Annotated in this window: 24 protein-coding genes and 1 tRNA gene; 18 read left to right on the forward strand and 7 right to left on the reverse strand. The window is 63.3% G+C overall.

The features are described 5' to 3' along the window. Positions 1-214 precede the first annotated feature (214 nt). Positions 215-1,228, reverse strand: coding sequence for a type I glyceraldehyde-3-phosphate dehydrogenase (gene gap / locus B5F88_RS07390; protein WP_087343697.1), 1,014 nt, complete (start codon positions 1,226-1,228; stop codon positions 215-217). Between the two features lie 296 nt (positions 1,229-1,524). Here gap and B5F88_RS07395 point away from each other — a divergent pair, with 296 nt between their 5' ends. From B5F88_RS07395 to nrdG, 6 genes are all read left to right on the forward strand, one after another. Further along, the gene (locus B5F88_RS07395; RefSeq protein WP_140402073.1) at positions 1,525-2,310 is read left to right on the forward strand and encodes a HAMP domain-containing sensor histidine kinase; all 786 of its coding nucleotides are present in this window, start codon (positions 1,525-1,527) and stop codon (positions 2,308-2,310) included. A gap of 85 nt (positions 2,311-2,395) precedes the next feature. Then, positions 2,396-2,472, forward strand: a tRNA-Arg gene (locus B5F88_RS07400). A gap of 94 nt (positions 2,473-2,566) precedes the next feature. Then, complete coding sequence (locus B5F88_RS07405) at positions 2,567-3,781, forward strand: homocysteine S-methyltransferase family protein (protein WP_162612138.1); 1,215 nt, start codon at positions 2,567-2,569, stop codon at positions 3,779-3,781. Between the two features lie 195 nt (positions 3,782-3,976). Then, the gene (locus tag B5F88_RS07410; protein ID WP_087343706.1) at positions 3,977-6,289 is read left to right on the forward strand and encodes an anaerobic ribonucleoside triphosphate reductase; all 2,313 of its coding nucleotides are present in this window, start codon (positions 3,977-3,979) and stop codon (positions 6,287-6,289) included. A 13-nt stretch (positions 6,290-6,302) separates the two neighbouring features. After that, a complete protein-coding gene (locus B5F88_RS07415) occupies positions 6,303-7,505 on the forward strand; it encodes a class I SAM-dependent rRNA methyltransferase (protein WP_087343780.1) in 1,203 nt (400 codons plus the stop codon). A 51-nt stretch (positions 7,506-7,556) separates the two neighbouring features. Further along, positions 7,557-8,084 carry an anaerobic ribonucleoside-triphosphate reductase activating protein gene (gene nrdG, locus B5F88_RS07420; RefSeq protein WP_087343709.1) on the forward strand — a complete coding sequence of 176 codons (528 nt, stop codon included), beginning with the start codon at positions 7,557-7,559 and terminating at the stop codon, positions 8,082-8,084. A 387-nt stretch (positions 8,085-8,471) separates the two neighbouring features. On the opposite strand, the gene B5F88_RS07425 is transcribed toward nrdG, so the two are convergent. Further along, positions 8,472-8,690, reverse strand: a complete 219-nt coding sequence (locus tag B5F88_RS07425) for a hypothetical protein (protein ID WP_087343712.1) — start codon at positions 8,688-8,690, stop codon at positions 8,472-8,474. 71 nt (positions 8,691-8,761) lie between these two features. On the opposite strand from B5F88_RS07425, the gene B5F88_RS07430 reads away from it, so the two are divergent. The 4 genes from B5F88_RS07430 to rsmI are packed head-to-tail and all read left to right on the forward strand — an operon-like array spanning position 8,762 to position 11,060. Beyond that, positions 8,762-8,992: a helix-turn-helix transcriptional regulator gene (locus B5F88_RS07430; protein WP_087343715.1), complete on the forward strand. Its 231-nt coding sequence runs from the start codon at positions 8,762-8,764 to the stop codon at positions 8,990-8,992. After that, positions 8,979-9,587: a CoA pyrophosphatase gene (locus B5F88_RS07435; protein WP_087343718.1), complete on the forward strand. Its 609-nt coding sequence runs from the start codon at positions 8,979-8,981 to the stop codon at positions 9,585-9,587. Before B5F88_RS07430 ends, B5F88_RS07435 begins: the two co-directional genes overlap by 14 nt. Then, positions 9,584-10,225: a methyltransferase gene (locus B5F88_RS07440; protein WP_087343721.1), complete on the forward strand. Its 642-nt coding sequence runs from the start codon at positions 9,584-9,586 to the stop codon at positions 10,223-10,225. The genes B5F88_RS07435 and B5F88_RS07440 overlap by 4 nt, the downstream gene beginning before the upstream one ends. 1 nt (position 10,226) lies before the next feature. Then, on the forward strand, positions 10,227-11,060 hold the full coding sequence (rsmI, locus tag B5F88_RS07445) for a 16S rRNA (cytidine(1402)-2'-O)-methyltransferase (RefSeq protein ID WP_087343723.1): 834 nt from the start codon (positions 10,227-10,229) through the stop codon (positions 11,058-11,060). 149 nt (positions 11,061-11,209) lie between these two features. Here the strand turns inward: rsmI and B5F88_RS07450 are convergent, their stop codons facing one another. After that, positions 11,210-11,452 carry an AbrB/MazE/SpoVT family DNA-binding domain-containing protein gene (locus B5F88_RS07450; RefSeq protein ID WP_087343726.1) on the reverse strand — a complete coding sequence of 81 codons (243 nt, stop codon included), beginning with the start codon at positions 11,450-11,452 and terminating at the stop codon, positions 11,210-11,212. Positions 11,453-11,630: 178 nt separating this feature from the next. Here B5F88_RS07450 and B5F88_RS07455 point away from each other — a divergent pair, with 178 nt between their 5' ends. The 5 genes from B5F88_RS07455 to B5F88_RS07475 all read left to right on the forward strand — a co-directional run bounded on the left by B5F88_RS07455 (position 11,631) and on the right by B5F88_RS07475 (position 14,610). Beyond that, positions 11,631-12,236, forward strand: coding sequence for a spore maturation protein A (locus B5F88_RS07455; protein ID WP_242959679.1), 606 nt, complete (start codon positions 11,631-11,633; stop codon positions 12,234-12,236). A gap of 3 nt (positions 12,237-12,239) precedes the next feature. Then, positions 12,240-12,758, forward strand: a complete 519-nt coding sequence (locus B5F88_RS07460; RefSeq protein ID WP_087343731.1) for a nucleoside recognition domain-containing protein — start codon at positions 12,240-12,242, stop codon at positions 12,756-12,758. 90 nt (positions 12,759-12,848) lie between these two features. Beyond that, positions 12,849-13,307: a hypothetical protein gene (locus tag B5F88_RS07465; protein ID WP_087343734.1), complete on the forward strand. Its 459-nt coding sequence runs from the start codon at positions 12,849-12,851 to the stop codon at positions 13,305-13,307. A gap of 78 nt (positions 13,308-13,385) precedes the next feature. Then, positions 13,386-14,240, forward strand: a complete 855-nt coding sequence (locus tag B5F88_RS07470) for a carboxypeptidase-like regulatory domain-containing protein (protein WP_087343737.1) — start codon at positions 13,386-13,388, stop codon at positions 14,238-14,240. A gap of 97 nt (positions 14,241-14,337) precedes the next feature. Then, positions 14,338-14,610, forward strand: coding sequence for a hypothetical protein (locus tag B5F88_RS07475; RefSeq protein ID WP_140402074.1), 273 nt, complete (start codon positions 14,338-14,340; stop codon positions 14,608-14,610). A 44-nt stretch (positions 14,611-14,654) separates the two neighbouring features. On the opposite strand, the gene B5F88_RS07480 is transcribed toward B5F88_RS07475, so the two are convergent. Further along, positions 14,655-15,593, reverse strand: coding sequence for an alpha/beta hydrolase (locus tag B5F88_RS07480; RefSeq protein WP_087343742.1), 939 nt, complete (start codon positions 15,591-15,593; stop codon positions 14,655-14,657). A gap of 95 nt (positions 15,594-15,688) precedes the next feature. On the opposite strand from B5F88_RS07480, the gene pepT reads away from it, so the two are divergent. Then, positions 15,689-16,903 (forward strand): peptidase T, encoded by a 1,215-nt coding sequence (gene pepT, locus B5F88_RS07485; protein WP_087343745.1) that lies wholly within the window; start codon positions 15,689-15,691, stop codon positions 16,901-16,903. 49 nt (positions 16,904-16,952) lie between these two features. Here pepT and B5F88_RS07490 read toward each other — a convergent pair whose 3' ends face one another. After that, entirely contained in the window at positions 16,953-17,564 is a 612-nt protein-coding gene (locus tag B5F88_RS07490; protein ID WP_087343748.1) for a LysE family transporter, read from the reverse strand. Between the two features lie 115 nt (positions 17,565-17,679). Here B5F88_RS07490 and B5F88_RS07495 point away from each other — a divergent pair, with 115 nt between their 5' ends. Beyond that, entirely contained in the window at positions 17,680-18,006 is a 327-nt protein-coding gene (locus B5F88_RS07495; protein ID WP_087343750.1) for a helix-turn-helix domain-containing protein, read from the forward strand. Between the two features lie 16 nt (positions 18,007-18,022). Then, on the forward strand, positions 18,023-20,206 hold the full coding sequence (locus tag B5F88_RS07500) for a DNA topoisomerase III (RefSeq protein ID WP_087343753.1): 2,184 nt from the start codon (positions 18,023-18,025) through the stop codon (positions 20,204-20,206). Positions 20,207-20,269: 63 nt separating this feature from the next. Here B5F88_RS07500 and clpB read toward each other — a convergent pair whose 3' ends face one another. Both clpB and B5F88_RS07510 read right to left on the reverse strand, forming a co-directional pair. After that, positions 20,270-22,900, reverse strand: a complete 2,631-nt coding sequence (gene clpB, locus B5F88_RS07505) for an ATP-dependent chaperone ClpB (RefSeq protein ID WP_087343756.1) — start codon at positions 22,898-22,900, stop codon at positions 20,270-20,272. A gap of 103 nt (positions 22,901-23,003) precedes the next feature. After that, entirely contained in the window at positions 23,004-23,432 is a 429-nt protein-coding gene (locus tag B5F88_RS07510) for an Hsp20/alpha crystallin family protein (RefSeq protein WP_087343759.1), read from the reverse strand. Positions 23,433-23,635 lie beyond the last annotated feature (203 nt).

Below are 23,635 nucleotides of genomic sequence, written 5' to 3' on the forward strand. Positions count from 1 at the left end.
GAAAATACAATAAAGCGCATAAAAATTGATTTTTAATGAGGTGGATCCAGCGGCAGCAAAGAAACGCCTGCCCATTTAACCGGGAAAACTGCATATAAAGCCAAAAATTTTACACGCTAAAACGTTGAGCCGGTGGTCTGGAGTGAGGAGACAAAAAGGCGCCCGGTCCAAAAGGACCGGGCGCAGGGTGTTTTTGGGGTTGTGGGACTGTCACTTACTTGTGATCCACGGAATACATATGAGCGATGAGGTCCAGCACCTTGTTGGAGTAACCCCACTCGTTGTCGTACCAGGAGACAACCTTCACGAAGGTGTCGGTCAGAGCGATACCGGCGCCGGCGTCGAAGATGGAGGTGCGGGCGTCGCCCAGGAAGTCGGAGGAAACCACAGCGTCCTCGGTGTAGCCCAGGATGCCCTTCAGCTCACCCTCGGAGGCCTTCTTCATGGCGGCGCAGATCTCGTCGTACTTGGCGGGCTTGGCCAGGTTCACGGTCAGGTCAACCACGGACACGTCCAGGGTGGGAACACGCATGGACATACCGGTCAGCTTGCCGTTGAGCTCGGGGATGACCTTGCCCACGGCCTTGGCGGCGCCGGTGGAGGAGGGGATGATGTTGCCGGCAGCGGCACGGCCGCCGCGCCAATCCTTCTTGGAGGGGCCGTCAACGGTCTTCTGGGTGGCGGTGGTGGAGTGAACGGTAGTCATCAGACCATCGGTGATGCCCCAGTTGTCGTGCAGCACCTTGGCGATGGGAGCCAGGCAGTTGGTGGTGCAGGAGGCGTTGGACACGAACTTCATGTCGGCGGTGTAGGTGTTGTGGTTCACGCCCATGACGAACATGGGAGTGGAGTCCTTGGAAGGGGCGGACATGACAACCTTCTTGGCGCCGGCGTCGATGTGAGCCTGGGCCTTCTCCTGGGTCAGGAACACGCCGGTGGACTCCACCACGTACTCAGCGCCCACCTCGCCCCAGGGGATGTCCTTGGGGTCCATGCAGGCAAAGAACTTCACGGTCTTGCCGTTGACGATAATGGCGTCGTCGGTGTACTCGATGGTACCGTCGAACTGGCCGTGCATGGTATCATAACGGAGCATGTAGGCCATGTAGTCGGGGGTCATGAAGGGATCGTTGATACCCACGAACTCGATGTCGGACCGATTGATGCCAGCGCGGAACACCAGACGACCGATACGGCCGAAGCCGTTAATGCCAACTTTAATGCTCATAATGAATCTCTCCTTTGTTCTAAATAGCGTCTTAACTTGTCCTTTCCTTGCGCGTCTCCATTATAGACTAATCTTTCCGGAATGAAAAGAGAAAAAACGAAAAACTTAGTGGGGAAACTGTATAAAATTACGGGTGGATTATCGGTAAACGTGGCAGTTTCGACATGACTCGACATTTTTTCTTGCGGGGGGAGGGTGGGTTTGATATACTTACTTTAACTTACCAATTTTCCGGCGGGAGAGGAGCCGCCCGCCGGGACAAACTGAAGGCACACCGGCGGAAGGAGGGGACGGCTTTGGAGGAGCGGGGCGACCTGGGCCCGCTGCTGCTGGAGCAGCTGCGGGAGCAGATGAACAATTTGTCGGCGTCCATTCAGCTGCTCAGCCCTGTGGTGCGGGAAAAGGGGGGCGAGAAGTACGACCCCTATCTGGCCATCCTGAACCAGAGCCTGTACCGGATCATGCGGATGCTGGGCAATGTGGAATTCCTGCAGCTGGAGGAAGGGGACCGGCCGGACCGCTTGCAGGGCAGTCTGGACCTGGCGGGGCTGTGCCGGGAGCTGGCCGCCCAGGTGACTCCGCTGGCGGAGCTGGTGGGGGTATCCTTTTCTTATGAGGAGGAGAAGGGCAGCCTGCTCACCCGGGGGGACAGCCGGCTGCTGCGGCGCATGCTGCTGGAGCTGATTTCCAACGCCCTGAAGGCGGCGGGGGAAGGCGGACGGACGGGCCTGCGGCTGGCGGTGCGCCAGGACCGGGCGGTGCTCACCGTGTGGGACGACGGGCCCGGACTGCCGCCGCCGGACAGCGAGCCCGCCGGCCTTCTGGACCGGCCGTCGGGGCTGGGGCTGGGCCTGCGTGTGGCCCGCCGGGCGGCGGAGGCCCACGGCGGCGTCCTTGTGTTTGAGCAGCGGGAGGACCGGGGCTGCCGGGCGGTGGTCTCCCTGCCCATCCGTACCCCGGGACAGGCGGAACTGCGCACCCCGTCTATGGGCTGGGATCCGGCCGGGGGCTTCTCCGATCTGCTGGTGGAGCTGGCCAGCGTGCTGCCCTATCAGGCCTTCCTGCCCGGGGAGCTGGAATAGGGTTTGAAGAAAATGAAAAAAACTCTTTACAAACCGGGAAAAGGTTGCTATAATAATCAGGCACGTGAAAGAAAACGTGCCCTGCGCGCCCGTAGCGCAATTGGATAGAGCGTCAGATTCCGGTTCTGAAGGCTGGGGGTTCGAGTCCCTTCGGGCGTACCATAAAAATAGCCACACCCCTTGGGGTGTGGCTATTTTTATGAATACCACTTGTTTATGTTACCTGGGATTTTTTAATAGGAGGAACAGACGGATTATGGACACCATTCCCTTACCTGTGGTCATGGATGGGGCCACGGGCACAGAGCTGATGGCCCGGGGCATGCCCCAAGGGGTCTCCACCGAGCAGTGGGTGCTGGACCACCCGGAGGTGCTGCTGGAGGTGCAGCGGGCCTATGTCCGCTCGGGCAGCCAGGTGCTGCTGGCTCCCACCTTCGGGGCAAACCGGGTGGGCCTGAGCCGCTGCGGGGCCTTCCATCAGGTGGCGGACTACAACCGCCGGCTGGTGGAGCTTACCCGGCAGGCGGCGGAGGGGAAGTGTCTGGTGGCGGGAGATCTGGCACCCATGGGTCTGTCCCTCCCTCCTTTTGGAGAGAGCGGTTTTGAGGAGCTGGTGGCGGTGTACACCGAGCAGGCCGCCGCCCTGGCGGCGGCTGGGGTGGACCTGTTCGTGGTGGAGACCATGACCACCATGGCGGAGGCCCGGGCGGCGGTGCTGGCCTGCCGGAGCGTATCGGACAGGCCGGTGTGGGTGTCCTTTACCTGTGACGAGGAGGGGCGCACGCCCACGGGCACCGACGTGCTGGCCGCCATGATCGTCATGCAGGGCATGGGAGCGGCCGCCTTCGGCCTCAACTGCACCGACCCGGCGGTGACGGCCCAGCAGCTGGAGCGGCTCACCCCCTATGCCGCCATTCCGCTCATTGCCAAGCCCAACGCCGGCCTGCCCGGCGCCTACTGTACCCCGGCGGAGCTGGCCGCCCAGGCGCCCGCCTACGCCAGGGCCGGGGCCCGGATCTTCGGCGGCTGCTGCGGCGCCGGACCGGACCACCTGGCGGCGGTGAAAGCGGCGGTGGAGGGGATTGGCTTTTCCGCCTTTCCCCCGGTGGAGCACGACCCAGACGTGATCCCCTGCGCCAGCGAGAAGGAGGCCCGGTTCATCACCCCCGACGTGGACGTGGGGGAGACCATCGAGTGTACCCCCGACTTGCTGGAGGACATTCTAATGGCCGAGGAGGTCTCTCCCCAGGGGGCGCTGAAGATCGCCATTCTGGAGGAGGACGACCTGGATATTTTTGCTGAGAACCAGTACGCGGTGAAGGACGCCCTGTGTCTCTTCTCCGACGTGCCGGAGCTGCTGGAAAAGGCTCTGCGGATCTACCAGGGCCGGGCCTTCTGGGACGGTACGGGGGATCTGGAGGAGGATTTTCTGCGAAATATGGCCGACAAGTACGGGCTGATCCTGCTGTAACCCTCCGTCAAGAGGAGAAGTGTCGAATGGACAAAATCAGCGAAACCGCCAAAAAGCACGCCCCCTTTTTGGGGCGCGCTTTTTGTTTTGCGCCTTGACGGGGATATCAAGATACGGTATCATGAGTGGGACGCAAAGAAACGGTAACACAAGATGTTGTGTGGAATAAATGGCGTGGAAAGGAACGGAAAAGCGATGACACTCAGCAAGATCAGGAAGCGGGACGGCCGTTTGGCGGAGTTTAACGAGGAAAAAATTGCCCAGGCCATCAACAAGGCCTTCCGGGCCACCTACAAGCCGGACAAGGAGGAGGTAGCCCGCCGCCTGGCCGACGAGGTGCTCTCCATCCTGGAGGTGGAGGGGGAGGGCCAGCCCGACGTGGAGCACATCCAGGACCTGGTGGAGCGGGTGCTGATGGACAACGGGTATGTGCAGACCGCCAAGGCCTACATCCTCTACCGGGAGGAGCGCAGCCGGGCCCGGGAGATGAACACCCGCCTGATGAAGACCTATGAGGATATCACTTTTTCCGCGGCCAAGGAGTCCGACCTGAAGCGGGAGAACGCCAACATCGACGGGGACACCGCCATGGGCTCCATGCTGAAGTTCGGCTCTGAGGGGGCCAAGCAGTTTTACGACATGTTCGTGCTCAATCCCGACCATGCCCGCTCCCACCGGGAGGGGGATATCCACATCCACGACCTGGACTTCCTCACCCTCACCACCACCTGCTGCCAAATCGACATCAAGAAGCTGTTTGAGGGGGGCTTTTCCACCGGTCACGGCACCCTGCGGGAGCCCAACGACATCTCCTCCTACGCCGCCCTGTGCTGCATCGCCATCCAGTCCAACCAGAACGACCAGCACGGCGGCCAGAGCGTGGTGAACTTCGACTACGGTATGGCCGACGGGGTGCGCAAGACCTTTGCCCGCCTGTACCGGCAGAACCTGGCCCGGGCCCTCACCCTGCTGGAGGACCGGGAGGACCCGGAAAGCGAGCTGAAAGGGGTCATGGCGGGTATCCAGGAGCGCACCGGCCTGGTGCCTACGCTGGAGGACTGGGACGCCTACGCCGCCGCCGAGCGGGAGGCACTGGAGGCCTCCTTCGGGGACGTGACGAAGGCCCAGCAGTTCGCCCACAAGCGGGCGGTGAAGGAGACCGACCGGGCCACCTATCAGGCCATGGAGGCCCTGATCCACAACCTGAATACCATGCATTCCCGCGCCGGCGCCCAGACTCCCTTCTCCTCCATCAACTACGGCATGGACACCTCCCCTGAGGGCCGCATGGTGATGAAAAATGTGATGCTGGCCACCGAGGCCGGCCTGGGGGGCGGGGAGACCCCCATTTTCCCCATCCAGATTTTCCGGGTGAAGGAGGGGGTCAACTACAACCCCGGGGAGCCCAACTACGATCTGTTCCAGCTGGCCATGCGGTGCTCCGCAAAGCGGCTGTTCCCCAACTTCTCCTTTATCGACGCCCCCTTCAACCTGCAGTACTATAAGCCCGGCCACCCGGAGACCGAGATCGCCTATATGGGCTGCCGCACCCGGGTCATCGGCAACGTGTACGACCCCAGCCGGGAGGTCTGCAACGGCCGGGGCAACCTGAGCTTTACCACCATCAACCTGCCCCGGCTGGCCATCAAGGCCCGGGGAGACGTGGACGCCTTCTTCGAGTCCCTGGACCGGATGATGGACCTGTGCGTGGATCAGCTGCTGGAGCGGTTTGAGATCCAGTGCCGCAAGCACGTTTACAACTACCCCTTCCTCATGGGCCAGGGGGTGTGGCTGGACAGCGACAAGCTGGACTGGGAGGACGAGGTGCGGGAGGTGCTCAAGCACGGCACCCTGTCGGTGGGCTTCATCGGCCTGGCCGAGACCCTGAAAGCCCTCATCGGGGTCCACCATGGAGAGAGCGAGAAGGCCAGGGTGCTGGGCCTGGAGATCATCTCCCACATGCGCTCCCGCATGGACGCCGAGAGCGAAAAGCGGGGCCTCAACTTCTCGTTGCTGGCCACTCCCGCCGAGGGGCTGTCCGGCCGGTTCGTCAAGCTGGACAAGGCCCGCTATGGGGTGATGGAGGGGATCACCGACCGGGAATATTATACCAACTCTTTCCATGTGCCGGTGTACTACCCCATCTCCGCCTATGACAAGATCAAAATTGAGGCCCCCTATCACGCCCTCACCAACGCCGGACACATCAGCTATATCGAGATGGACGGCGACCCCACCGACAATCTGGAGGCCTTTGAGAAGGTGATCCGCTGCATGAAGGAGAGCGGCATCGGCTACGGCAGCGTGAACCATCCGGTGGACCGGGACCCGGTGTGCGGTTTCTCCGGCATCATCGGGGACCAGTGCCCCGGCTGCGGCCGCACCGAAGCCGACGGGGTGCCCTTTGAGCGCATCCGGCGGATCACCGGCTACTTGGTGGGGACCCTGGACCGGTTCAACAACGCCAAGCGGGCGGAGGAGCATGACCGGGTCAAGCACGGTGTATAAGGGGATGGAGCGCATGACAGAATCAATCATCCGTCTGAAGCGGGGAGAGGGCCGGTCCTTCAAGGCCGGCGGCCCCTGGATCTACGACAACGAAATCAGTGAAATCCTGGGCGACCCCACCGACGGGGACGTGGTGGCCATTGAGGATTACAACGGCTACCCCCTGGGGGTGGGCTTCCTCAACCGGGCCTCTACCATCGCCGTGCGGGTTTTGTCCCGGAAGGCGGGCACCGTCATTGACGAGGCCTTTCTGAAAGGCCGTGTCCGGGCTGCGTGGCAGTACCGGAAGGACACCGTGGACACCTCCTCCTGCCGCATCATCTTCGGAGAGGCCGACTTCCTTCCCGGCCTGGTGGTGGACAAGTTTGCCGACGTGCTGGTGGTGGAGTCTCTGGCTCTGGGCATCGACAGGCTGAAATCCACCATTTTGAGGCTGCTGGTGGATATTCTGGAGGAGGATGGCGTTTCCATCCGTGGCATCTACGAGCGCAGCGACGCCAAGGTGCGCCTCAAGGAGGGTATGGAGCGGGTAAAGGGCTTTCTGTCCGACCCCTTTGACCCGGTGGTGGAGATTGTGGAAAACGGGGTGCGCTATCTGGTGGACGTGGCCGAGGGGCAAAAGACCGGCTTCTTCCTAGATCAGAAGTACAACCGGCTGGCCATCCAGCCCCTGGCGAAAGGCGGGAAGGTGCTGGACTGCTTCACCCACACCGGGGCCTTTGCCCTCAACGCCGCCAAGGGCGGGGCGAAGGAGGTGCTGGGGGTGGACGCCTCCCAGCTGGGGGTGGACCAGGCCACCCGCAACGCGGAATTGAACGGCATGAGCGACCGGGTGCGCTTCGAGTGCCACGACGTGTTCGAGCTGCTGCCTGAGCTGGAGAAGCGGGGGGAGCAGTTCGACCTGGTGATCCTGGACCCGCCCGCCTTTACCAAATCCCGGGCCTCGGTGAAAAAGGCGGTCACCGGCTACCGGGAGATCAATCTGCGGGGTATCCGCTTAGTGAAAAACGGCGGCTATCTGGCTACCTGTTCCTGCTCCCACTTCATGACCCCGGAGCTGTTTACCAAAACCATCGGGGAGGCCGCCCGGGACGCCAAGCGCCGTCTGCGGCAGGTGGAGTACCGCACCCAGTCCCCCGACCATCCGGTGCTGTGGGGGGCCGACCAGTCCCTCTATCTGAAGTTCTACATCTTCCAGGTGGTGGACGACCAATAAACAAAACGGGCTGCCGAGGCAGCCCGTTTTTTCAAAAGGCAGGTTTTCAAGATGCGCATTGCCAATACTGTGTCCGACTCCATTGTGGACGGCCCCGGCCTGCGGTTTACCGTCTTTACCCAGGGCTGTCCCCACAACTGCCCCGGCTGCCACAACCCGGACACCCATGATCCGGCGGGGGGCCGGGAGGTGAGCGTGGCTGAGCTGGCGGAACAGCTGGGGAAAAATCCCCTCACCGACGGCCTCACCCTCTCTGGCGGGGAGCCCTTCTGCCAGGGGGCGGAGTGTGCCGCCCTGGCCCGGATTGCCCGGGAAAAAGGCTTGAACGTGTGGGTGTATACGGGGTATACTTATGAGAGATTGCTGGAAGGAGACCTGCCCGGCGCCCTGGAGCTGCTGGCGCTCACCGACGTGCTGGTGGACGGGCCCTTCCTGCTGGCGGAAAGGTCCTATGAGGCCCTGTTCCGTGGGAGCTCCAACCAGCGGCTCATCGACGTGAAACAGAGCAGACAGGCCGGGAAGGTGGTCCTCTGGTCCCGGCCTGATCCGTTGGCCCATTTCGTCCGGCCGGAGTCGTAGCCTCCGGCGGCACCGCTTTCTTTCCAAAGAAAGCGGCGGGAAAGAAAGGGTCAGGGCGGGGGATTTCGATTTCCCCCGCCCCGACACCCCACCCCTTGAAACGACCAAAGAGGGGGAACTGCGGTTCCCCCATCTTTGGAATCTCCCCCAGGCTGCTCTCCTGCTTGCTTTCCGGCGGCGAGGCCTTACTCCGTAACGGCCCCGCCGCACTGGCCAGGTGGCGCAAGTGCCCTCCCCGGGGGGTACATCCAATAGGGGGGCCCGCAGGCCCCCCTGATTGGTCGTTTTAAGGAGGGGGTGCAGGGGGAGGGAAATCGAAATCCCTCCCCCTGCCGTCCTTTCACCCCTTTCCGCCGGTGGAAAGGGGTCCGCCGGAGGCACGCTGCCTTACTGGCCAGACTGTGCCAGTCCTGATCCGGTGCGCAGACCCAGCAAAAAGGCGTGGGTGGCGGCAAAGGCCACCACCGCCTCCACGTCCTTGCGGGTTTCGGCAGTCTGGTTGTTTTCGCAGAGCGAGGCCCGGAAGGTATCCCCGTCGTCTTTGGGCTGAGCCTCCACATAGGGCCGGATGTAGTGTTGATAGAGGAATTCCATAAAGTCGGTCATAATAACACCACCTCCTATGTCGTGTTTATTATACACCACATAAAATGTCATGTCAAGGGGGCATTGCAACTATGGAAAAAATCATGGAGCCGTTTGGAAAACGGCTGAAAGAGCTGCGGGAGAGGGAGCAGCTTCGACAGGTGGATATGGCTCATTTTTTGAATTGCACCGACCGGCACTATCAGCGGATGGAGTACGGGTATATCAACGTTCCCTCGCTGACGCTGATGGCTCTGGCAGACTATTTTCATGTAACCACCGACTACCTGCTGGGCCGGGAGGGCGGACATGGCGAGCCTTGAAGAATTTCGCAGTCGTTGGACGGGCCATGTGCCCGGGATCCAGGATATGAAGGCCCGCTATGGGGTGCTGGTACCCCTGGTGGAGCGGCCGGAGGGGCTGTGTCTGCTGTACGAGGTGCGGGCCGACACCCTGGGCCGCCAGCCGGGGGAGGTGTGCTTTCCCGGCGGCAGGGTGGAGGCGGGAGAGAGCCCCGAAACCTGCGCCCTCCGGGAGACCTGGGAGGAGCTGGGCATCCCCCAGTCGGCGGTGGAGCTCATTGCTCCGCTGGATCTGCTTACCCACCAGGGTGGCTTTGTCATGTACCCCTTTCTGGGGGTGGTGGACCCTGCGGCGGCGGTGTGCCCCAGTCCGGCGGAGGTAAAGGAGGTCTTTACCGTGCCGGTGGACTGGCTGCTGGCCCACCCACCGACGGTGTACGGCTACGACCTGGTGCCCCAGGTGGGGGAGGATTTCCCCTATGAGCGGGTGGGCTTTCCCAGGGGCTACCGCTGGCGGGGAGGCAAGGTAACGGTACCCATTTACGACTGGCCGGACCATCCCATCTGGGGCCTCACTGGCCGGATCACCCGCCGCCTGCTGGAGGAAATGGGGTGAGAGCCCCGGAGCGGTTGGGCCCCTACACCTACCGCCAGTCGGACGCCTGCTTTCCCCTGGGGCAGGACAGCCTGCTGCTGGCCGCCTTCGCCACCCTGCGGCGGGGGGAGAAGGTGTGGGATCTGGGCTGCGGGGCGGGGGCGCTGCTCCTGCTGCTGGCCGGACGGGAGCAGGACCTTACCCTCACCGGGGTGGAGCGCTCCCCCGACGACAGCGCTTTGGCTCGGGAGAATCTGCGGGAAAACGGCCTGGCGGGGGAGATCCTCACCGGGGATATCGGGGCGCTGGCCCTCCCTGCCGGGGCGGCCTCCCTGGTGATCTGCAACCCGCCCTACTTTCAGGCGGGGCGGGGAGCCTCCGGCGGCCCGGCCCGGATGGGGGCGGAGGGCCTGGAGCCCTGGTGCGCCGCCGCCGGGCGGCTGCTGAAAAATGGCGGCCGGTTTGCGCTCACCTGCCGGCCGGAGCGGCTGGCAGAGCTGTTCGCATGCCTCACCGCCCACGGCATGGAGCCCAAGCGGCTCCAGCTGGTGCAGCACGGGCCGGATAAACCCCCTTCCGTCGCCCTGGTGGAGGGGGTGCGGCAGGGCAGGCCGGGGCTGACGGTGCTGCCCGTACACTTGATGAACCGGAGGAATTGACATGGCCGGAATCTTATATTTAGTGCCCACCCCTATCGGCAACCTGGGGGACATTTCCGCGCGGATGGCGGACACGCTGGCGGAGGTGGACTTCATTGCCGCCGAGGACACCCGGGTGACCCTGAAGCTGCTCAACCACCTGGGGCTGAAAAAGCCTCTGATCTCCTACTACCGCCACAACACCGAGGCGGGGGGCCAGGCGGTGCTGGACCGTCTGCTGGCGGGGGAGAGCTGCGCCCTGGTCACCGACGCGGGCACTCCCGCCATCTCGGATCCGGGGGAGGAGCTGGTGGCCCTGTGCGCCCGGAACGGGGTGGAGGTGGTGTCCATCCCCGGTCCTTGCGCCCTGGTCACCGCCCTGGCGGCCTCCGGCCTGCCAACCGGCCGGTTTACCTTCGAGGGATTTCTGGCCATGAACAAGAAGAACCGCCGGGCCCACCTGGAGGAGCTGGTTGGGGAGCGGCGGACCATGATCTTCTACGAGGCCCCCCACAAGCTGACCGCCACCCTGGATGATCTGACGGCGGCCTTTGGTCCCGACCGGCGGATCTCCCTGTGCCGGGAGCTGACCAAGCTCCACGAGGAGGTGCGCCGCACCACCCTGGGGGAGGCCGTCCGGTGGTACGCTGAAAATCCCCCCCGTGGGGAGTTCGTGCTGGTGGTGGAGGGGGCCCCTGAGAGCGTGGAGGAGGCCATTACTCTGGAGGATGGCCTGGCCCTGGTAGACCGGCTGCGGGCGGAGGGCCGCTCCCTCCGGGATGCGGTAAAGCTGGCCGCCAAGGAGACCGGATTGCCCAAAAATCAGCTCTACGACCTGGCAGTTGGGAAGGGCTAGAATGTACGTATTTATGAACAAATTATTACGAAACGTAATATAACGAAAAGTGAATAATCCGGGAGATATTCACTGAAAAAGTGAATAAAAGCATACAAAACCCCTTGCCTTTTTCAAAAAGGCAAGGGGTTTTTTCCTGAAAAGTTACCTTATTTTAACTGCAGTTCCCGGATGCAATTGGGGCACACGTTCTTCCCCTTGAAGTTGATGACATCCTTGGCGTCATCACAGAAAATGCAGGCGGGCTGGTACTTTTTCAGCACAATGGAGGACCCGTCCACATAGATCTCCAGAGAGTCCTTTTCCGCAATGTCCAGGGTACGGCGCAGTTCGATGGGCAGGACAATCCGCCCCAGCTCGTCCACCTTGCGCACAATGCCGGTCGATTTCATACGTTAGATACTTCCTTTCCCTATGGATTCCCATAATTTCCCTTCATTAGCAAGAAACTGACATCATTATAACATATCGTATTCAATTGTCAATCAAAAAACTGGAATGTTAACAAAACTTTATGTGAACTCATGAGTGTGGAAATTCTGGCATGTTTTAGGGGGACAGCCCGTATAGATGGGAGGTGAAAAGGAGGGGAAGGCCATGGCGATGGCGGTGATCTGGACGGGGATGGTGGTGATGTCCATCCTGTGTGGACTGGCTCTGGGCAACGGGCCCCAGGTGGCGGCTGCGGCCGTAGAGGGGGCGGGGGCGGCGGTGGAGCTGTGCCTGTCCATGGCGGGGGTACTCTGCCTGTGGATGGGGGTGATGGAGGTGATGCGCCGCTCCGGCCTGTCGGAGGGGCTGTCCAGGCTGCTGCGGCCCCTGCTCAGGCGGCTCTACCCGGAATTTGCCCGGGACAAGGCGGTGATGGACCACATCTCCGCCAACGTGTCCGCCAACCTGCTGGGGCTGGGCAACGCCGCCACCCCGCTGGGTATGGAGGCCGCCCGGCTGATGAGCCGCCGCTCTCCAGGGGTGGCCTCCGACGGGCTTTGCATGCTGGTGGTGTGCAACACCGCCTCCATTCAGCTCATCCCCACCACCGTGGCGGGGGTGCGGGCGGCGGCGGGGTGCGCCACCCCCTTCGACATCCTGCCGGCGGTGTGGCTGGCCTCCGCCCTGTCGGTGAGCGTGGGGATCACGGCGGCCTGGCTGCTGGGCAAAGTGTGGAGGAGGTAGGGAATGGGGCTGGCGATCAACATGGTGGTGCCCCTGCTGCTGGCGGGGGTGGCCCTGTACGGCATGGCCAGAGGGGTGGACGTGTACGACGGCCTGCTGGCCGGAGCCAGGGAGGGGCTGGGGGTGCTGCTGCGCATCGTGCCCGCCCTGGTGATCCTGCTGCCGGCGGTGTATATGCTCCGGGCCTCCGGGGCCCTGGAGCTGGCCGCTGGGGTGCTGGCCCCTCTGCTGGAAGTGGTGGGCATCCCGCCGGAGACGGTGGGTCTGATGCTGGTGCGGCCGGTCAGCGGCTCGGCCGCCCTGGGGGTGGGGGCGGAGCTGATTGCCGCCTACGGCCCGGACTCCCTCATCGGCCGCACCGCGGCGGTGATGCTGGGCTCCACCGAGACCACCTTCTATACCATCGCCGTCTACTTCGGGGCGGCGGGAATCGTGAAAACCCGCTATGCCGTCCCCGCTGCTCTGTGCGCCGACCTGGCGGGCTTTCTGGCGGCGGCCTGGGCGGTACGGCTGCTCTTTTAAGGAACGGGGAACCTGGAGCGCGGGCCCGGCATAGTATGGGCCGTGTGGAGCGGGGCGGGAGCCCCGCCGCACAGAGAGAAGGCGTCTGCAATGCATGGGCTGCGCGCCGTTTGGCGGCGGCTGAGAGAGACCTTGGGCCGGATCCCGGCCACCGACCGCTATCTGGTGCTGTTTATGGCGGTGCTGCTGGGGCAATCCGCTTACAGCCTGTTTTTCGGCGGGGAAAATCTGGCCGGAGCCAGGGAGATTGACGTGATTGTCCGCACCGCCTCGGCGGCCATTTTTGGCTATTTTCTCAGCGCCAGAGGGCGGCCGGACCACCGGCAGGGGGAGGGCAGCGGCTTTCTGACGGCGGCCGCCGCCGCTGTGGGGCTGTTCTGCCTGCTGACCCTGCTGCTTCTGCGCAACCGGCCCCCGGAGGATCTGGCAGTCGTCAGGTCTGACTCGGCCACCGCCACGGTGGCCCAGTTCCGGGATTTTGTGTCGGGCTGCGTGGGCTTTCTCATCGGCCTGCCCTCCCAAGGGGGTCAGCCGCCCACAGACAACTGAAGCCTGGCGGCGGTCCCGAAAGGGACCGCCGCCGGAGCGCCCGTATGCAGAAGAGACAATTCGGAGGTTTCTTGTTCTATGGCTGATATCAAGCAGGACCTGTACGGTCTGGAGTATAGCGACAGCTTTTCCCTGCAGGGGATCCAGGAGGCGGAGGTCAACCTGAACCTGACCCCCGCCCCGCCTCCGTCCGCCACCATTACCGGTGTGGTGACCGACGGCACCGATCCCATTCCCAACGCCACCGTCAAGCTGTTTGACAGCACGGGCACGCCCTTCCAGCACACCCTGACCGACGCCGCCGGCCAGTATACCCTGAACGACGTGATTCCCGGCAGCTATACCATTTCTGCCGTGGCCGAGGGCTATCTCCTCAGCGCCTCGGTGGGTGTGGCCGTCAATACCGGCGGCACCACCCAGGTAAACCTGATCTGTACCGCCGAGGCCACCCTGGCTCTGGGCGCCATTGCCGGCATGGTCACCGTCACCGGTACCGGCGTGCCCCTGGCGGGGGCCAAGGTTACCCTCACCAACGCGCTGAAGGCGGTGGTGGCCACCACCTATACCGTGGCTGACGGCGAGTTTGTATTCTACGATGTGGCCGACGGGGTGTATACCATGACGGTTTCCGCCGACGGCTATCTCACCGCCGGGCCGGTTCTGGCCACCGTGGCGGGGGGCTCCATCGTCAACCTGAGAGTGGCCATGACTCAGGATGTGCGCACCTACAACGGCACCGTCAGCGGTGTGGTGCAGGATCAGATGGGTATGGCGGTGGCCGACTGCTTTGTGGGCCTGTACCAGGTGACCGGCACGGGGGAAACCCGTACCGAGACCCTGGTGGCCGTCACCAAGACCAACACCCAGGGGATGTACCTGTTCGGCGGCGTAGTGGCCGGCCAGTATCTGGTCAAGGCAAAGCTGGAGCAGTAAGCTGGCTCCAGGTGGGGGAGCCCTTCTGTCTGGGACCGGGCGAGGAGCGGCAGGGGGGCTGTGCCCCCTGCCCCCCTACCTGCTGTGCGGGGTGGGGGTGAGCCTGTGCGCTCCCGGCCCGGCGGAGGCCTGCCTGCGGCCCCGGACAGGGTGCGCCTGGTGGAGCCGTCAGCTGCCCTGCTGCCGGCGGGCCTGGTTTGCCTGCCTGCCGCCGGGGGAGTATGTGCTGGCCCTGCGGGGCGGCGGTGGATGTCTGGAGCTGCTCCTCCGTCTGCCGCCGGGGGCCAATGTGGAAGTGCGGGCCGACCCCGGCAGCCGCCGCTGGCGGTGGCGCCGGGACCCCTTTCACTATTTCTTCAACCAGCTGTGAAAAACAGAGGGCCGGGGAGTGTTTCTCTCCGGCCCTCTGTGCCGTTATTGCGGAGGCATGTGCCCCTCCAGCCAGGCCAGCACGTCCTGGAACACCTGGTCCCGGTTGAGCTCGTTGAGCATCTCGTGGCGGCCTTCTGGATAGAGCTTGACGGTCACATCCTTGACACCCGCCTCTTTGAACCAGCCCGCCACCTTCCGGACCCCCTTACCGCAGGCCCCCACCGGGTCCTTGTCCCCGGCGAAGAAGTACACCGGGGTGTCCGGGTCCATTTTTTGCAGGTTTTCCCGCTTGGCCAGCAGCTGCAGCCCCACCATCATATCGTGGAACATGCTCACCGTGGGCAGAAAGCGGCACAGGGGGTCGGCGCAGTAGGCGTCCACCACCGCCTGGTCCCGGGAGATCCAGTCCGCCCCGGTGCGGTTGGGCTTGAATTGCTTGTTGTAGGCCCCCACGGACAGGGAATCCAGCAGCTTGCTGTGGGCCCGGGGGCCGGACAGCCGGGTGAGCAGGCCGGAGAGGACCCGGCCCGCCGCCACCGTCAGCGGCGGCTCCTGGCCGGTGCCGGACAGAATGGCCCCGTCCACCGTGCCCGGCCAGAAGATCAGATAGCCCCGGGCCACAAAGGAGCCCATGGAGTGGCCCATGAGGAAATAGGGCAGGCCGGGGTATGCCTCCCCCGCCAGCTGCCGCAGGGCCCGCACGTCCTTTACCACGTCCTTCCAGCCGTTCCGGTCCCCGAACCAGCCGTATTCCGAGGGGTCCTTGGCGGTCTTGCCGTGGCCCAGGTGGTCGTGGCCCACCACCGCGAAGCCGTGCTCTGCCAAGAACCGGGCGAAGGGGTCGTAGCGGCCCATATGCTCGGAGATGCCGTGGACCAGCTGTACCACGCCCCGGGGGCGTCCCTCCGGGCGCCACCAGACGGCGGAGACGCTGTGGACCCCGTCGCTGGAGGGAAAGGTGAATTCCTGTGTGGTAACCATAGCAATCTGCCTCCATGTGTGGTAAAATAAGAAAAAATGATCTGTCTGTAGTCTATTCCAAGGTCATGGATCCGTCAAGAGAAAGGAAGATCGCCATGAACGCCGTTGACCGTTTTTTAACGTACGTGCGCTATGATACCCAGTCCGACGAGCACAGTGACACCACCCCTACCACCGAAAAGCAGAAGGTGCTGGGAGCCGCCCTGGCGGAGGAGCTGAACGGGCTGGGCCTGTACAACGCCCACATGGATGAATACGGTTATGTATACGCCTGGCTGCCCGCCTCCGCCGGGTGTGAGGGGGTCCCCTGCGTGGGGCTCATCGCCCATATGGACACCTCGCCCGATGCCTCCGGCGCAAACGTGCAGCCCCGGGTGGTCCGCTACGAGGGGGGCGACCTGGTGCTCAATGAGGAGCGGAATATCGTCATGGGGGCCGCCGATTTTGAGAGCCTGGCCAGATATGTGGGACAGGAGCTGATTGTCACCGACGGCACCACCCTGCTGGGGGCGGACGACAAGGCGGGGATCGCCGAGATCATGACTGCCCTGGAGTATCTGACCGCCCACCCGGAGATTCCCCACGGCCGCATTGCGGTGTGCTTCACCCCCGACGAGGAGGTGGGCAGCGGCGCCGACCACTTCGACGTGGCCGGCTTCGGCGCGGCGGTGGCCTACACTGTGGACGGCGGAGAGCTGGGGGAGCTGGAGTATGAGAACTTCAACGCCGCCAGCGCCAGCGTGCTGGTCCACGGGGTCAATATCCATCCCGGCTCCGCCAAGAACAAGATGAAAAACGCCCTGCTCATCGCTCTGGAGTTTGCCAATATGCTGCCTCCGGCGGAGACCCCCGCTCATACCGAGGGGTACGAGGGGTTCTATCATCTGCACGACATGCAGGGCAATGAGACCCAGGCGGAGCTGCACTATATCATCCGGGATCACGATATGGACAAGTTCCAGGCCCGCAAGGCCTGCCTGGGCCGGATCAGCGACTATCTCAACGCCAAGTACGGCAAGGGTGCGGTGGAGCTGACCCTGAAGGACAGCTACTACAACATGCGGGAGAAGATCGAGCCCCACATGTATCTGCTCCACCGGGCCCGGGCGGCCATGGAGGCAGTGGGGATCACCCCGGTGGAGGTGCCCATCCGGGGCGGCACCGACGGAGCCCGGCTCAGCTTCATGGGCCTGCCCTGTCCCAACTTGTGTACCGGCGGGCTCAATTTCCACGGCGTCCACGAGTATATTCCGGTGGAGGCTCTGGAGAAGATGGCCCAGGTGCTGGTCCATCTGGTGCGCGCTCAGTAAAGAAAAAAGGAAAGCGGGGCCGCTCCCACCGGGAGCGGCCCCGCTTGTTTTAAAGGATCATCTGGAAGAACTGCAGGAGCAGCTTGGCGCCATAGAAAATGATAATGATGCCGCAGATGATGTTGATGACCCGGAGGATCTTGTCGTTGAACCGGGCGGAGAAGAAGGAAATGAGAATGGTGATGCCCAAAAACCACAGGAAGGAGGCGGAGGAGGAGCCCAGAATCAGCTGGGTGCTCACGCTGCCCGGGTTGCCCGCCCGGAATCCGCCGAACAGCAGGGTGCCGTCGATGAGGGCCTGGGGGTTGAACCAGGTGACCACGCAGGCCTTGGCCGCCACCTGGGTCAGGGGCACATTCACATCCACGCTGTGGTCCATGGTGGGCTTGTCCTTCAGCAGTCCCACGCCGATCCAGATGACCACGGCGCCGCCCGCCAGCAGAATAATCATCTTCAGCCAGGTGAACCGGTCCATCAGGGCCCCCACGCCGAAGAAGCAGGCCAGGGCCAGGGTGATGTCAAAGAAGATGACGATAAGGGCGATGAGCAGCGCCCGGTGCCGGGGCTGGGTGAGGGCGGAGTTGATCACGAACAGATTCTGCATCCCGATGGGGGCCACGTAGGCCAGGCCGATGCCGAGACCCTGTAAGTATGGCGGCATAAAAAATCCTCCCAGAAAAAGTCTTTTCTTTTTTTGTACCTGGTAGTATTATAGTACCTGATAGCCCATTGTGCAAGAGCGCAGAATTTCCGTACCAGGTAAGGAGGAACTGACCATGCAGCCTACCCATGACAACTGCCCCTGTATGGATGCCTGTCCGCTGAACCGGGCGCTGGGCCTCATCGGGGGGAAGTGGAAGATGCAGATCCTCTGCTCCCTGTACAACAACGGCCCCACCCGGTACAACCAGCTGAAAAAGACCCTGGACGGGGTATCCAACACAGTGCTGGCCAACGCCCTGCGGGAGCTGGAGGAGGACCGGCTGGTGACCCGGCGGGAGTATCTGGAGGTGCCGGTGCGGGTGGAGTACGCCATCACCGAGCCCTGCAAGCGGCTGATCCCCATTCTGGACCAGCTGGGGGACTGGAGCATGACCCTCTGAGAGAAGGAGCGAGCATATGGCAAAGACATTGGTTTTAGCGGAAAAGCCCTCGGTGGGCCGGGAACTGGCCCGGGTGCTGGGGTGTAAAAAGGCGGGGGAGGGCTGCCTGGAGGGGGAGCGGTACATCGTCACCTGGGCCCTGGGGCATCTGGTGGAGCTGGCCCCGCCGGAGGACTACGACAAAGCGTGGGCCAAGTGGGATATGCTCACCCTGCCCATGCTGCCCGACAAGATGAAAACAGTGGTCATCCCCCAGAGCGGGCGGCAGTTCCGAGCCGTCCAGGCCCTCATGCGCCGGGGGGATGTGGACGAGCTGGTGATCGCCACCGACGCCGGCCGGGAGGGGGAGCTGGTGGCCCGGTGGATCATGGAGAAGGCGGGGTGGAAAAAGCCGGCCAAACGGCTGTGGATCTCCTCCCAGACCGACAAGGCCATTCAGGACGGCTTTGCCCATTTGCGCCCCGCCGCCGACTACGACAACCTGTACCACTCCGCCCGGGCCCGCAGCGTGGCCGACTGGGTGGTGGGCCTCAACGTCACCCGGGCCCTCACCTGCAAGCACAACGCCCAGCTCTCCGCCGGGCGGGTGCAGACCCCCACCCTGGCCCTCATCGTGGACCGGGAGGAGGAGATCCGCTCCTTCAAGCCCCGGGAATTCTGGACGGTACGGGCGGGCTTTGACGGCTTCACCGCTACCTGGCGGGACCAGAACGGCCAGGCCCGCACCTTTGACCAGGAGCAGGCCCAGCAGGTGGCCGCCGCCCTCACCGGCGGCACGGGGACCCTCATCGAGGTCAAAAAGACCGCCAAACAGACCCCGCCTCCGGCGGCCTACGACCTCACCGAGCTCCAGCGGGACGCCAACAAGAAGTACGCCTATTCCGCCAAGGAGACCCTCAGCATCATGCAGAACCTCTATGAGGTCCACAAGCTGCTGACCTACCCCCGGACGGACTCCCGCTATATCTCCGACGACGTGGTGCCCACCCTGCCGGAGCGGCTGCGCAGCGTGCTGGTGGAGGAGTACAAGCCTCTGGCCCAGCAGATCCTGCTGAGCCGGCCCCTCCAGACCAAGTATCTGGTGAACAATGCCAAGGTGTCTGACCACCACGCCATCATTCCCACTGAGGAGCAGCCCGAGCTGTGGCGGCTGTCCGGCCCGGAGCGCAACATCTACGACCTGGTGGTGCGGCGGTTCCTAGCGGTGCTGCTGCCCCCCTTCCAGTATGAGGAAGTGACGCTGAAGGTGCAGGTGGGGGAGCACATCCTCCACGCCAAAGGGAAGCTCGTGAAGGAGCAGGGCTGGAGGGCGGCCTATGACCGCTCCTTCTCTCTGGAGGAGGACGAGGGGGAGGAGGAGGAAAAGGACCAGACCCTCCCCGAGCTGAAGCAGGGGGATAAACTGCCCGTCCGGTGGGCCAACACCCAGCCGGGCCAGACGGCGCCCCCCAAGCGGTACACCGAGGCCACCCTGCTCACCGCCATGGAGCACCCTGCCGCCCAGGTGAAGGACAAGGACCAGAGCCGGATCCTGGAGGAGACCGGCGGCCTGGGCACCCCCGCCACCCGGGCGGACATCATCGAAAAGCTGTTCGCCGCCTTCTATATCGAGCGGCGGGGGAAGGAGCTGTGGCCCACCTCCAAGGGCATCCAGGTGGTGGGGCTGGCTCCCGCCGACCTGCGCTCGGCCTCTCTCACCGCCCGGTGGGAGAAGCGGCTGGGGGACATCGCCCAGGGCAAAGAGCAGGAGACCTCCTTTGTGGAGGAGATGAAGGACTTTGCCTCCCGTCTGGTGAGCGAGGTGAAGGCCAGCGACGCCTCCTACCGCCATGATAACCAGACCCGCTCTCCCTGTCCCGACTGCGGCAAGTATCTGCTGCGGGTGAAAACCAAGCGGGGGGAGATGCTGGTGTGTCCCGACCGGGAGTGCGGCTACCGCCGCAGCGTAAAGCAGACCACCAACGCCCGCTGTCCCAACTGCCACAAGAAGATGGAGCTGCGGGGCGAGGGGGAGAAGCAGATGTTCGCCTGCGTGTGCGGCTACCGGGAGAAGCTCAGCGACTTCAAGAAGCGCCGCTCGGAAAAGTCCGCCGGCAAGGGGGATGTGCGCCGCTACCTCCAGAAGCAGGCCCAGCAGGAGGACCAGGGCAGCTCGGCCATGGCGGAACAGCTGAAAAAGTGGCTGGAGCAAAACCAATAAGACTGGACAAGGGCACAAAAACAGCGCCTGCCGCAAACGCGGCAGGCGCTGTTTTCTTGTGTCTTACTGTTCCACAATTTCGCCGGTGAGGACGGTCTTGGCCTCCACGGTCAGCTCGCCGTCCACACAGTCCACAGTGAGGGTGTCGCCGGGCTGGACCTGGTCGCCGATGATCTTGCGGCTGATGAGGGTCTCCACCCCGTGCTGCACGAACCGGCGCAGGGGCCGGGCGCCGAAGGCAGGATCGTAGGCGCTGTCGATGATATACCGCTTGGCGGCGTCGGTGAGCACCACCTTGAGCTGCTTCTCGCTCAGCCGCTGGTTGAGCTCGTTCACCAGCAGGTCGATGATGTGGGTAATATTGTCCTTGGTCAGGGGTTTGTAGAACACGATCTCGTCCAGACGGTTGAGGAACTCCGGCCGGAAGGAGTGGCGCAGCAGCTCCTGCACCTGGCCCTTGGCCTCCTCGGTGATCTCGCCGTTTTGGTCGATGCCGTCCAGCAGGTACTGGGAGCCCAGGTTGGAGGTCAGGATGATGATGGTGTTCTTGAAATCCACCGTCCGGCCTTGACTATCCGTAATACGGCCGTCATCCAATACTTGCAGTAGAATGTTAAACACGTCGGGATGGGCCTTTTCCACCTCGTCGAAGAGGACCACGGAGTAGGGGCGGCGGCGGACGGCCTCGGTGAGCTGGCCGCCCTCCTCATAGCCCACGTATCCCGGAGGGGCGCCGATCAGGCGGGAGACGGAGAACTTCTCCATATACTCGCTCATGTCGATGCGCACCATGTTTTTCTCGGAGTCGAACAGGGCCTCGGCCAGGGTTTTGGCCAGCTCGGTCTTGCCCACGCCGGTGGGGCCCAGGAACAGGAAGGAGCCGATGGGCCGGTCGGGGTCGGCAATGCCAGCCCGGGAGCGCAGGATGGCCTCGGACACCAGGCGCACGGCCTCGTCCTGGCCCACCACCCGCTGGTGGAGGATGTCCTCCAGGTGGAGCAGCTTCTCACGCTCGCCCTCCATCAGCTTGGCCACCGGGATGCCGGTCCACCGCTCGATGATCCGGGCGATCTCCTCCTCGGTCACCTTGTCCCGCAGCAGGGAGCGGGCCTTGCCCTCGTTGGCGATGGCCTCCTCTGCCTCCAGCTGCTTGCGCAGTTCGGGAATCTTGCCGTACTGCAGCTCGGCGGCCTTGTTCAGGTCGTACTCCCGCTGGGCCTTCTCCAGGGCGGCGTTGGCGGCCTCCAGCTCCTCTCGCAGTTTCTGCACCTTGCCGATGGCGTTCTTCTCGTTCTCCCACTGGGCCTTCTTAGCGTTGAACTCGTCCCGCATCTCGGCCAGTTCTTTCTGGATCTCGGCCAGATGCTCCTGGGAGATGGCGTCGTCCTCCTTCTTGAGGGCGGCCTCCTCGATCTCGTGCTGGATGATCTTGCGCTGGATCACGTCCAGTTCGGTGGGCATGGAGTCGATCTCGGTGCGGATCATGGCGCAGGCCTCGTCGATTAGGTCGATGGCCTTGTCGGGCAGGAACCGGTCGGTGATATAGCGGTTGGACAGGGTGGCGGCGGCGATAATGGCGCCGTCCTGAATTTTGACCCCGTGGAATACCTCGTACCGCTCCTTCAGGCCACGGAGGATGGCGATGGTATCCTCCACCGTGGGCTCGTTGACCATGACGGGCTGGAACCGCCGCTCCAGGGCGGCGTCCTTTTCGATATACTGCCGGTACTCGTTCAGGGTGGTGGCGCCGATGCAGTGCAGCTCGCCCCGGGCCAGCAGAGGTTTCAGCAGGTTGCTGGCGTCCATGGCGCCCTCGGTCTTGCCGGCGCCTACAATGGTGTGCAGCTCGTCGATAAAGAGGATGATCCGGCCCTCGGACTTCTTCACCTCGTTGAGGACGGCTTTCAGCCGCTCCTCAAATTCGCCCCGGTACTTGGCGCCTGCAATCAGGGAGCCCATATCCAGGGCAAAGATGGTCTTGTTCTTCAGGGAGCCGGGTACGTCGCCCTTCACGATCCGCTGGGCCAGCCCCTCGGCGATGGCGGTTTTGCCCACGCCGGGCTCGCCGATGAGCACGGGGTTGTTCTTGCTCTTGCGGCTCAGGATCCGGATGACGTTGCGGATCTCGTCGTCCCGGCCGATCACCGGGTCCAGCTTGTTGGCCCGGGCCCGCTCCACCAGGTCGGAGCCGTACTTTTTCAGGGCGTTGTAGGTCTCCTCCGGGTTGTCGGAGGTCACCCGCTGGTTGCCCCGGACGGCGGTGAGGGCCTGGAGCACGCCCTCCTTGGTGATGTTATAGGTGCGGAAGAGCTCCTTCAGCGAACTGTTGGCCGTGTCAATGAGGGAGAGCAGCAAATGCTCCACCGACACGTACTCGTCTTTCATGGAGGCGGCGATGGACTCGGCAGTGTTCAGACACTTGTCCACGTCTTGGGCCACGTAGATCTTGCCCTGCTCCCGGCCGGAGCCGGACACACGGGGCAGCTTTTCCACCTCCGCCTTGGCGGCGGCGGCAAAGGAGGGCACGGTGATGCCCATATTCCCCAGCAGCTGGGGGATCAGGCCGGCCTCGTCGCTCAGCAGGGCCAGCAGCAGATGGGGCTGCTCAATTTGCTGGTTGCCGTACTCGGTGGCCAGGCTTTGGGCGGTCTGCACCGCCTCCAGGGATTTCTGGGTATATTTCTGCGCGTTCATGTCGCGTCACATCCTTTCTCATGGGCGCGCGGCGCGCGCCTTTTCCCGTGAAAAATGGCGAGGAGCCGGTCAGCCAAGGCTGACCGGCTCCTGCGTGTCCAGGTCAATCAATGGCGATCCGACGGGTCTCAGGAACCACGGGGACGGCCTTGGGCAGATTCAGCTCCAGAATGCCGTTCTGGTAGGCGGCGGTGATGGAGCCCTCATCAATGCCGGTGATGTCGAAGGAGCGGGTGAAGGAACCGTACCGCCGCTCCCGGCGGATGTAGGAGCCCTTCTCGTCCTTCTGGTCGTTCTGTTCCTTGTGCTCGGCGGTGATGGTCAGGATGCCGTCCTTCACATCCAGCTTGATGTCCTCTTTGTTGAAGCCGGGCAGCTCCGCTTCTAACACGAACTTGTCGCCGGCGTCCTTGATGTCGGTGCGGAAGGCGGGCAGATTGGCGTTGCTGCTCTGGAAGAAATTGCGGGTGAAGTTATCAAAGGTATCGAACACGTTGTCGTTGCTGCGCTCAAAAGGAAGCATACCAAACATAAAGAATCTCTCCTTGTAAAATCAGAATTTTGTGGTGAAATGGGGTTAGCAGTCAAACTTGTGTATTGCTAATTTCTCGGATATTGCATGTCGCTCATCCTCTTTCCGCCTCGGTTTCCCGAAGCTCATCTCGTTTTCTGATTGAAATTATAGGGCTGGACTGTGAACAAATATACATCAAATTATGTCCAAATTGTAAACAT

The organism is Flavonifractor sp. An306 (genome assembly GCF_002159455.1).
Taxonomy (GTDB): domain Bacteria; phylum Bacillota; class Clostridia; order Oscillospirales; family Oscillospiraceae; genus Flavonifractor.

What these genes read in the sequence shown, in the direction of transcription:
- B5F88_RS07455 (WP_242959679.1), top strand. Translation starts at nt 11,631, where the DNA reads ATGGGAGGTGAAAAGGAGGGGAAGGCCATGGCGATGGCGGTGATCTGG.
- B5F88_RS07510 (WP_087343759.1), bottom strand. Translation starts at nt 23,432, where the DNA reads ATGTTTGGTATGCTTCCTTTTGAGCGCAGCAACGACAACGTGTTCGAT.
- rsmI (WP_087343723.1), top strand. Translation starts at nt 10,227, where the DNA reads ATGGCCGGAATCTTATATTTAGTGCCCACCCCTATCGGCAACCTGGGG.
- B5F88_RS07415 (WP_087343780.1), top strand. Translation starts at nt 6,303, where the DNA reads ATGACAGAATCAATCATCCGTCTGAAGCGGGGAGAGGGCCGGTCCTTC.
- B5F88_RS07410 (WP_087343706.1), top strand. Translation starts at nt 3,977, where the DNA reads ATGACACTCAGCAAGATCAGGAAGCGGGACGGCCGTTTGGCGGAGTTT.
- gap (WP_087343697.1), bottom strand. Translation starts at nt 1,228, where the DNA reads ATGAGCATTAAAGTTGGCATTAACGGCTTCGGCCGTATCGGTCGTCTG.
- B5F88_RS07465 (WP_087343734.1), top strand. Translation starts at nt 12,849, where the DNA reads ATGCATGGGCTGCGCGCCGTTTGGCGGCGGCTGAGAGAGACCTTGGGC.
- B5F88_RS07450 (WP_087343726.1), bottom strand. Translation starts at nt 11,452, where the DNA reads ATGAAATCGACCGGCATTGTGCGCAAGGTGGACGAGCTGGGGCGGATT.
- B5F88_RS07430 (WP_087343715.1), top strand. Translation starts at nt 8,762, where the DNA reads ATGGAAAAAATCATGGAGCCGTTTGGAAAACGGCTGAAAGAGCTGCGG.
- B5F88_RS07405 (WP_162612138.1), top strand. Translation starts at nt 2,567, where the DNA reads ATGGACACCATTCCCTTACCTGTGGTCATGGATGGGGCCACGGGCACA.
- B5F88_RS07425 (WP_087343712.1), bottom strand. Translation starts at nt 8,690, where the DNA reads ATGACCGACTTTATGGAATTCCTCTATCAACACTACATCCGGCCCTAT.
- pepT (WP_087343745.1), top strand. Translation starts at nt 15,689, where the DNA reads ATGAACGCCGTTGACCGTTTTTTAACGTACGTGCGCTATGATACCCAG.
- B5F88_RS07490 (WP_087343748.1), bottom strand. Translation starts at nt 17,564, where the DNA reads ATGCCGCCATACTTACAGGGTCTCGGCATCGGCCTGGCCTACGTGGCC.
- B5F88_RS07495 (WP_087343750.1), top strand. Translation starts at nt 17,680, where the DNA reads ATGCAGCCTACCCATGACAACTGCCCCTGTATGGATGCCTGTCCGCTG.
- B5F88_RS07435 (WP_087343718.1), top strand. Translation starts at nt 8,979, where the DNA reads ATGGCGAGCCTTGAAGAATTTCGCAGTCGTTGGACGGGCCATGTGCCC.
- B5F88_RS07500 (WP_087343753.1), top strand. Translation starts at nt 18,023, where the DNA reads ATGGCAAAGACATTGGTTTTAGCGGAAAAGCCCTCGGTGGGCCGGGAA.
- clpB (WP_087343756.1), bottom strand. Translation starts at nt 22,900, where the DNA reads ATGAACGCGCAGAAATATACCCAGAAATCCCTGGAGGCGGTGCAGACC.
- B5F88_RS07470 (WP_087343737.1), top strand. Translation starts at nt 13,386, where the DNA reads ATGGCTGATATCAAGCAGGACCTGTACGGTCTGGAGTATAGCGACAGC.
- nrdG (WP_087343709.1), top strand. Translation starts at nt 7,557, where the DNA reads ATGCGCATTGCCAATACTGTGTCCGACTCCATTGTGGACGGCCCCGGC.
- B5F88_RS07480 (WP_087343742.1), bottom strand. Translation starts at nt 15,593, where the DNA reads ATGGTTACCACACAGGAATTCACCTTTCCCTCCAGCGACGGGGTCCAC.
- B5F88_RS07460 (WP_087343731.1), top strand. Translation starts at nt 12,240, where the DNA reads ATGGGGCTGGCGATCAACATGGTGGTGCCCCTGCTGCTGGCGGGGGTG.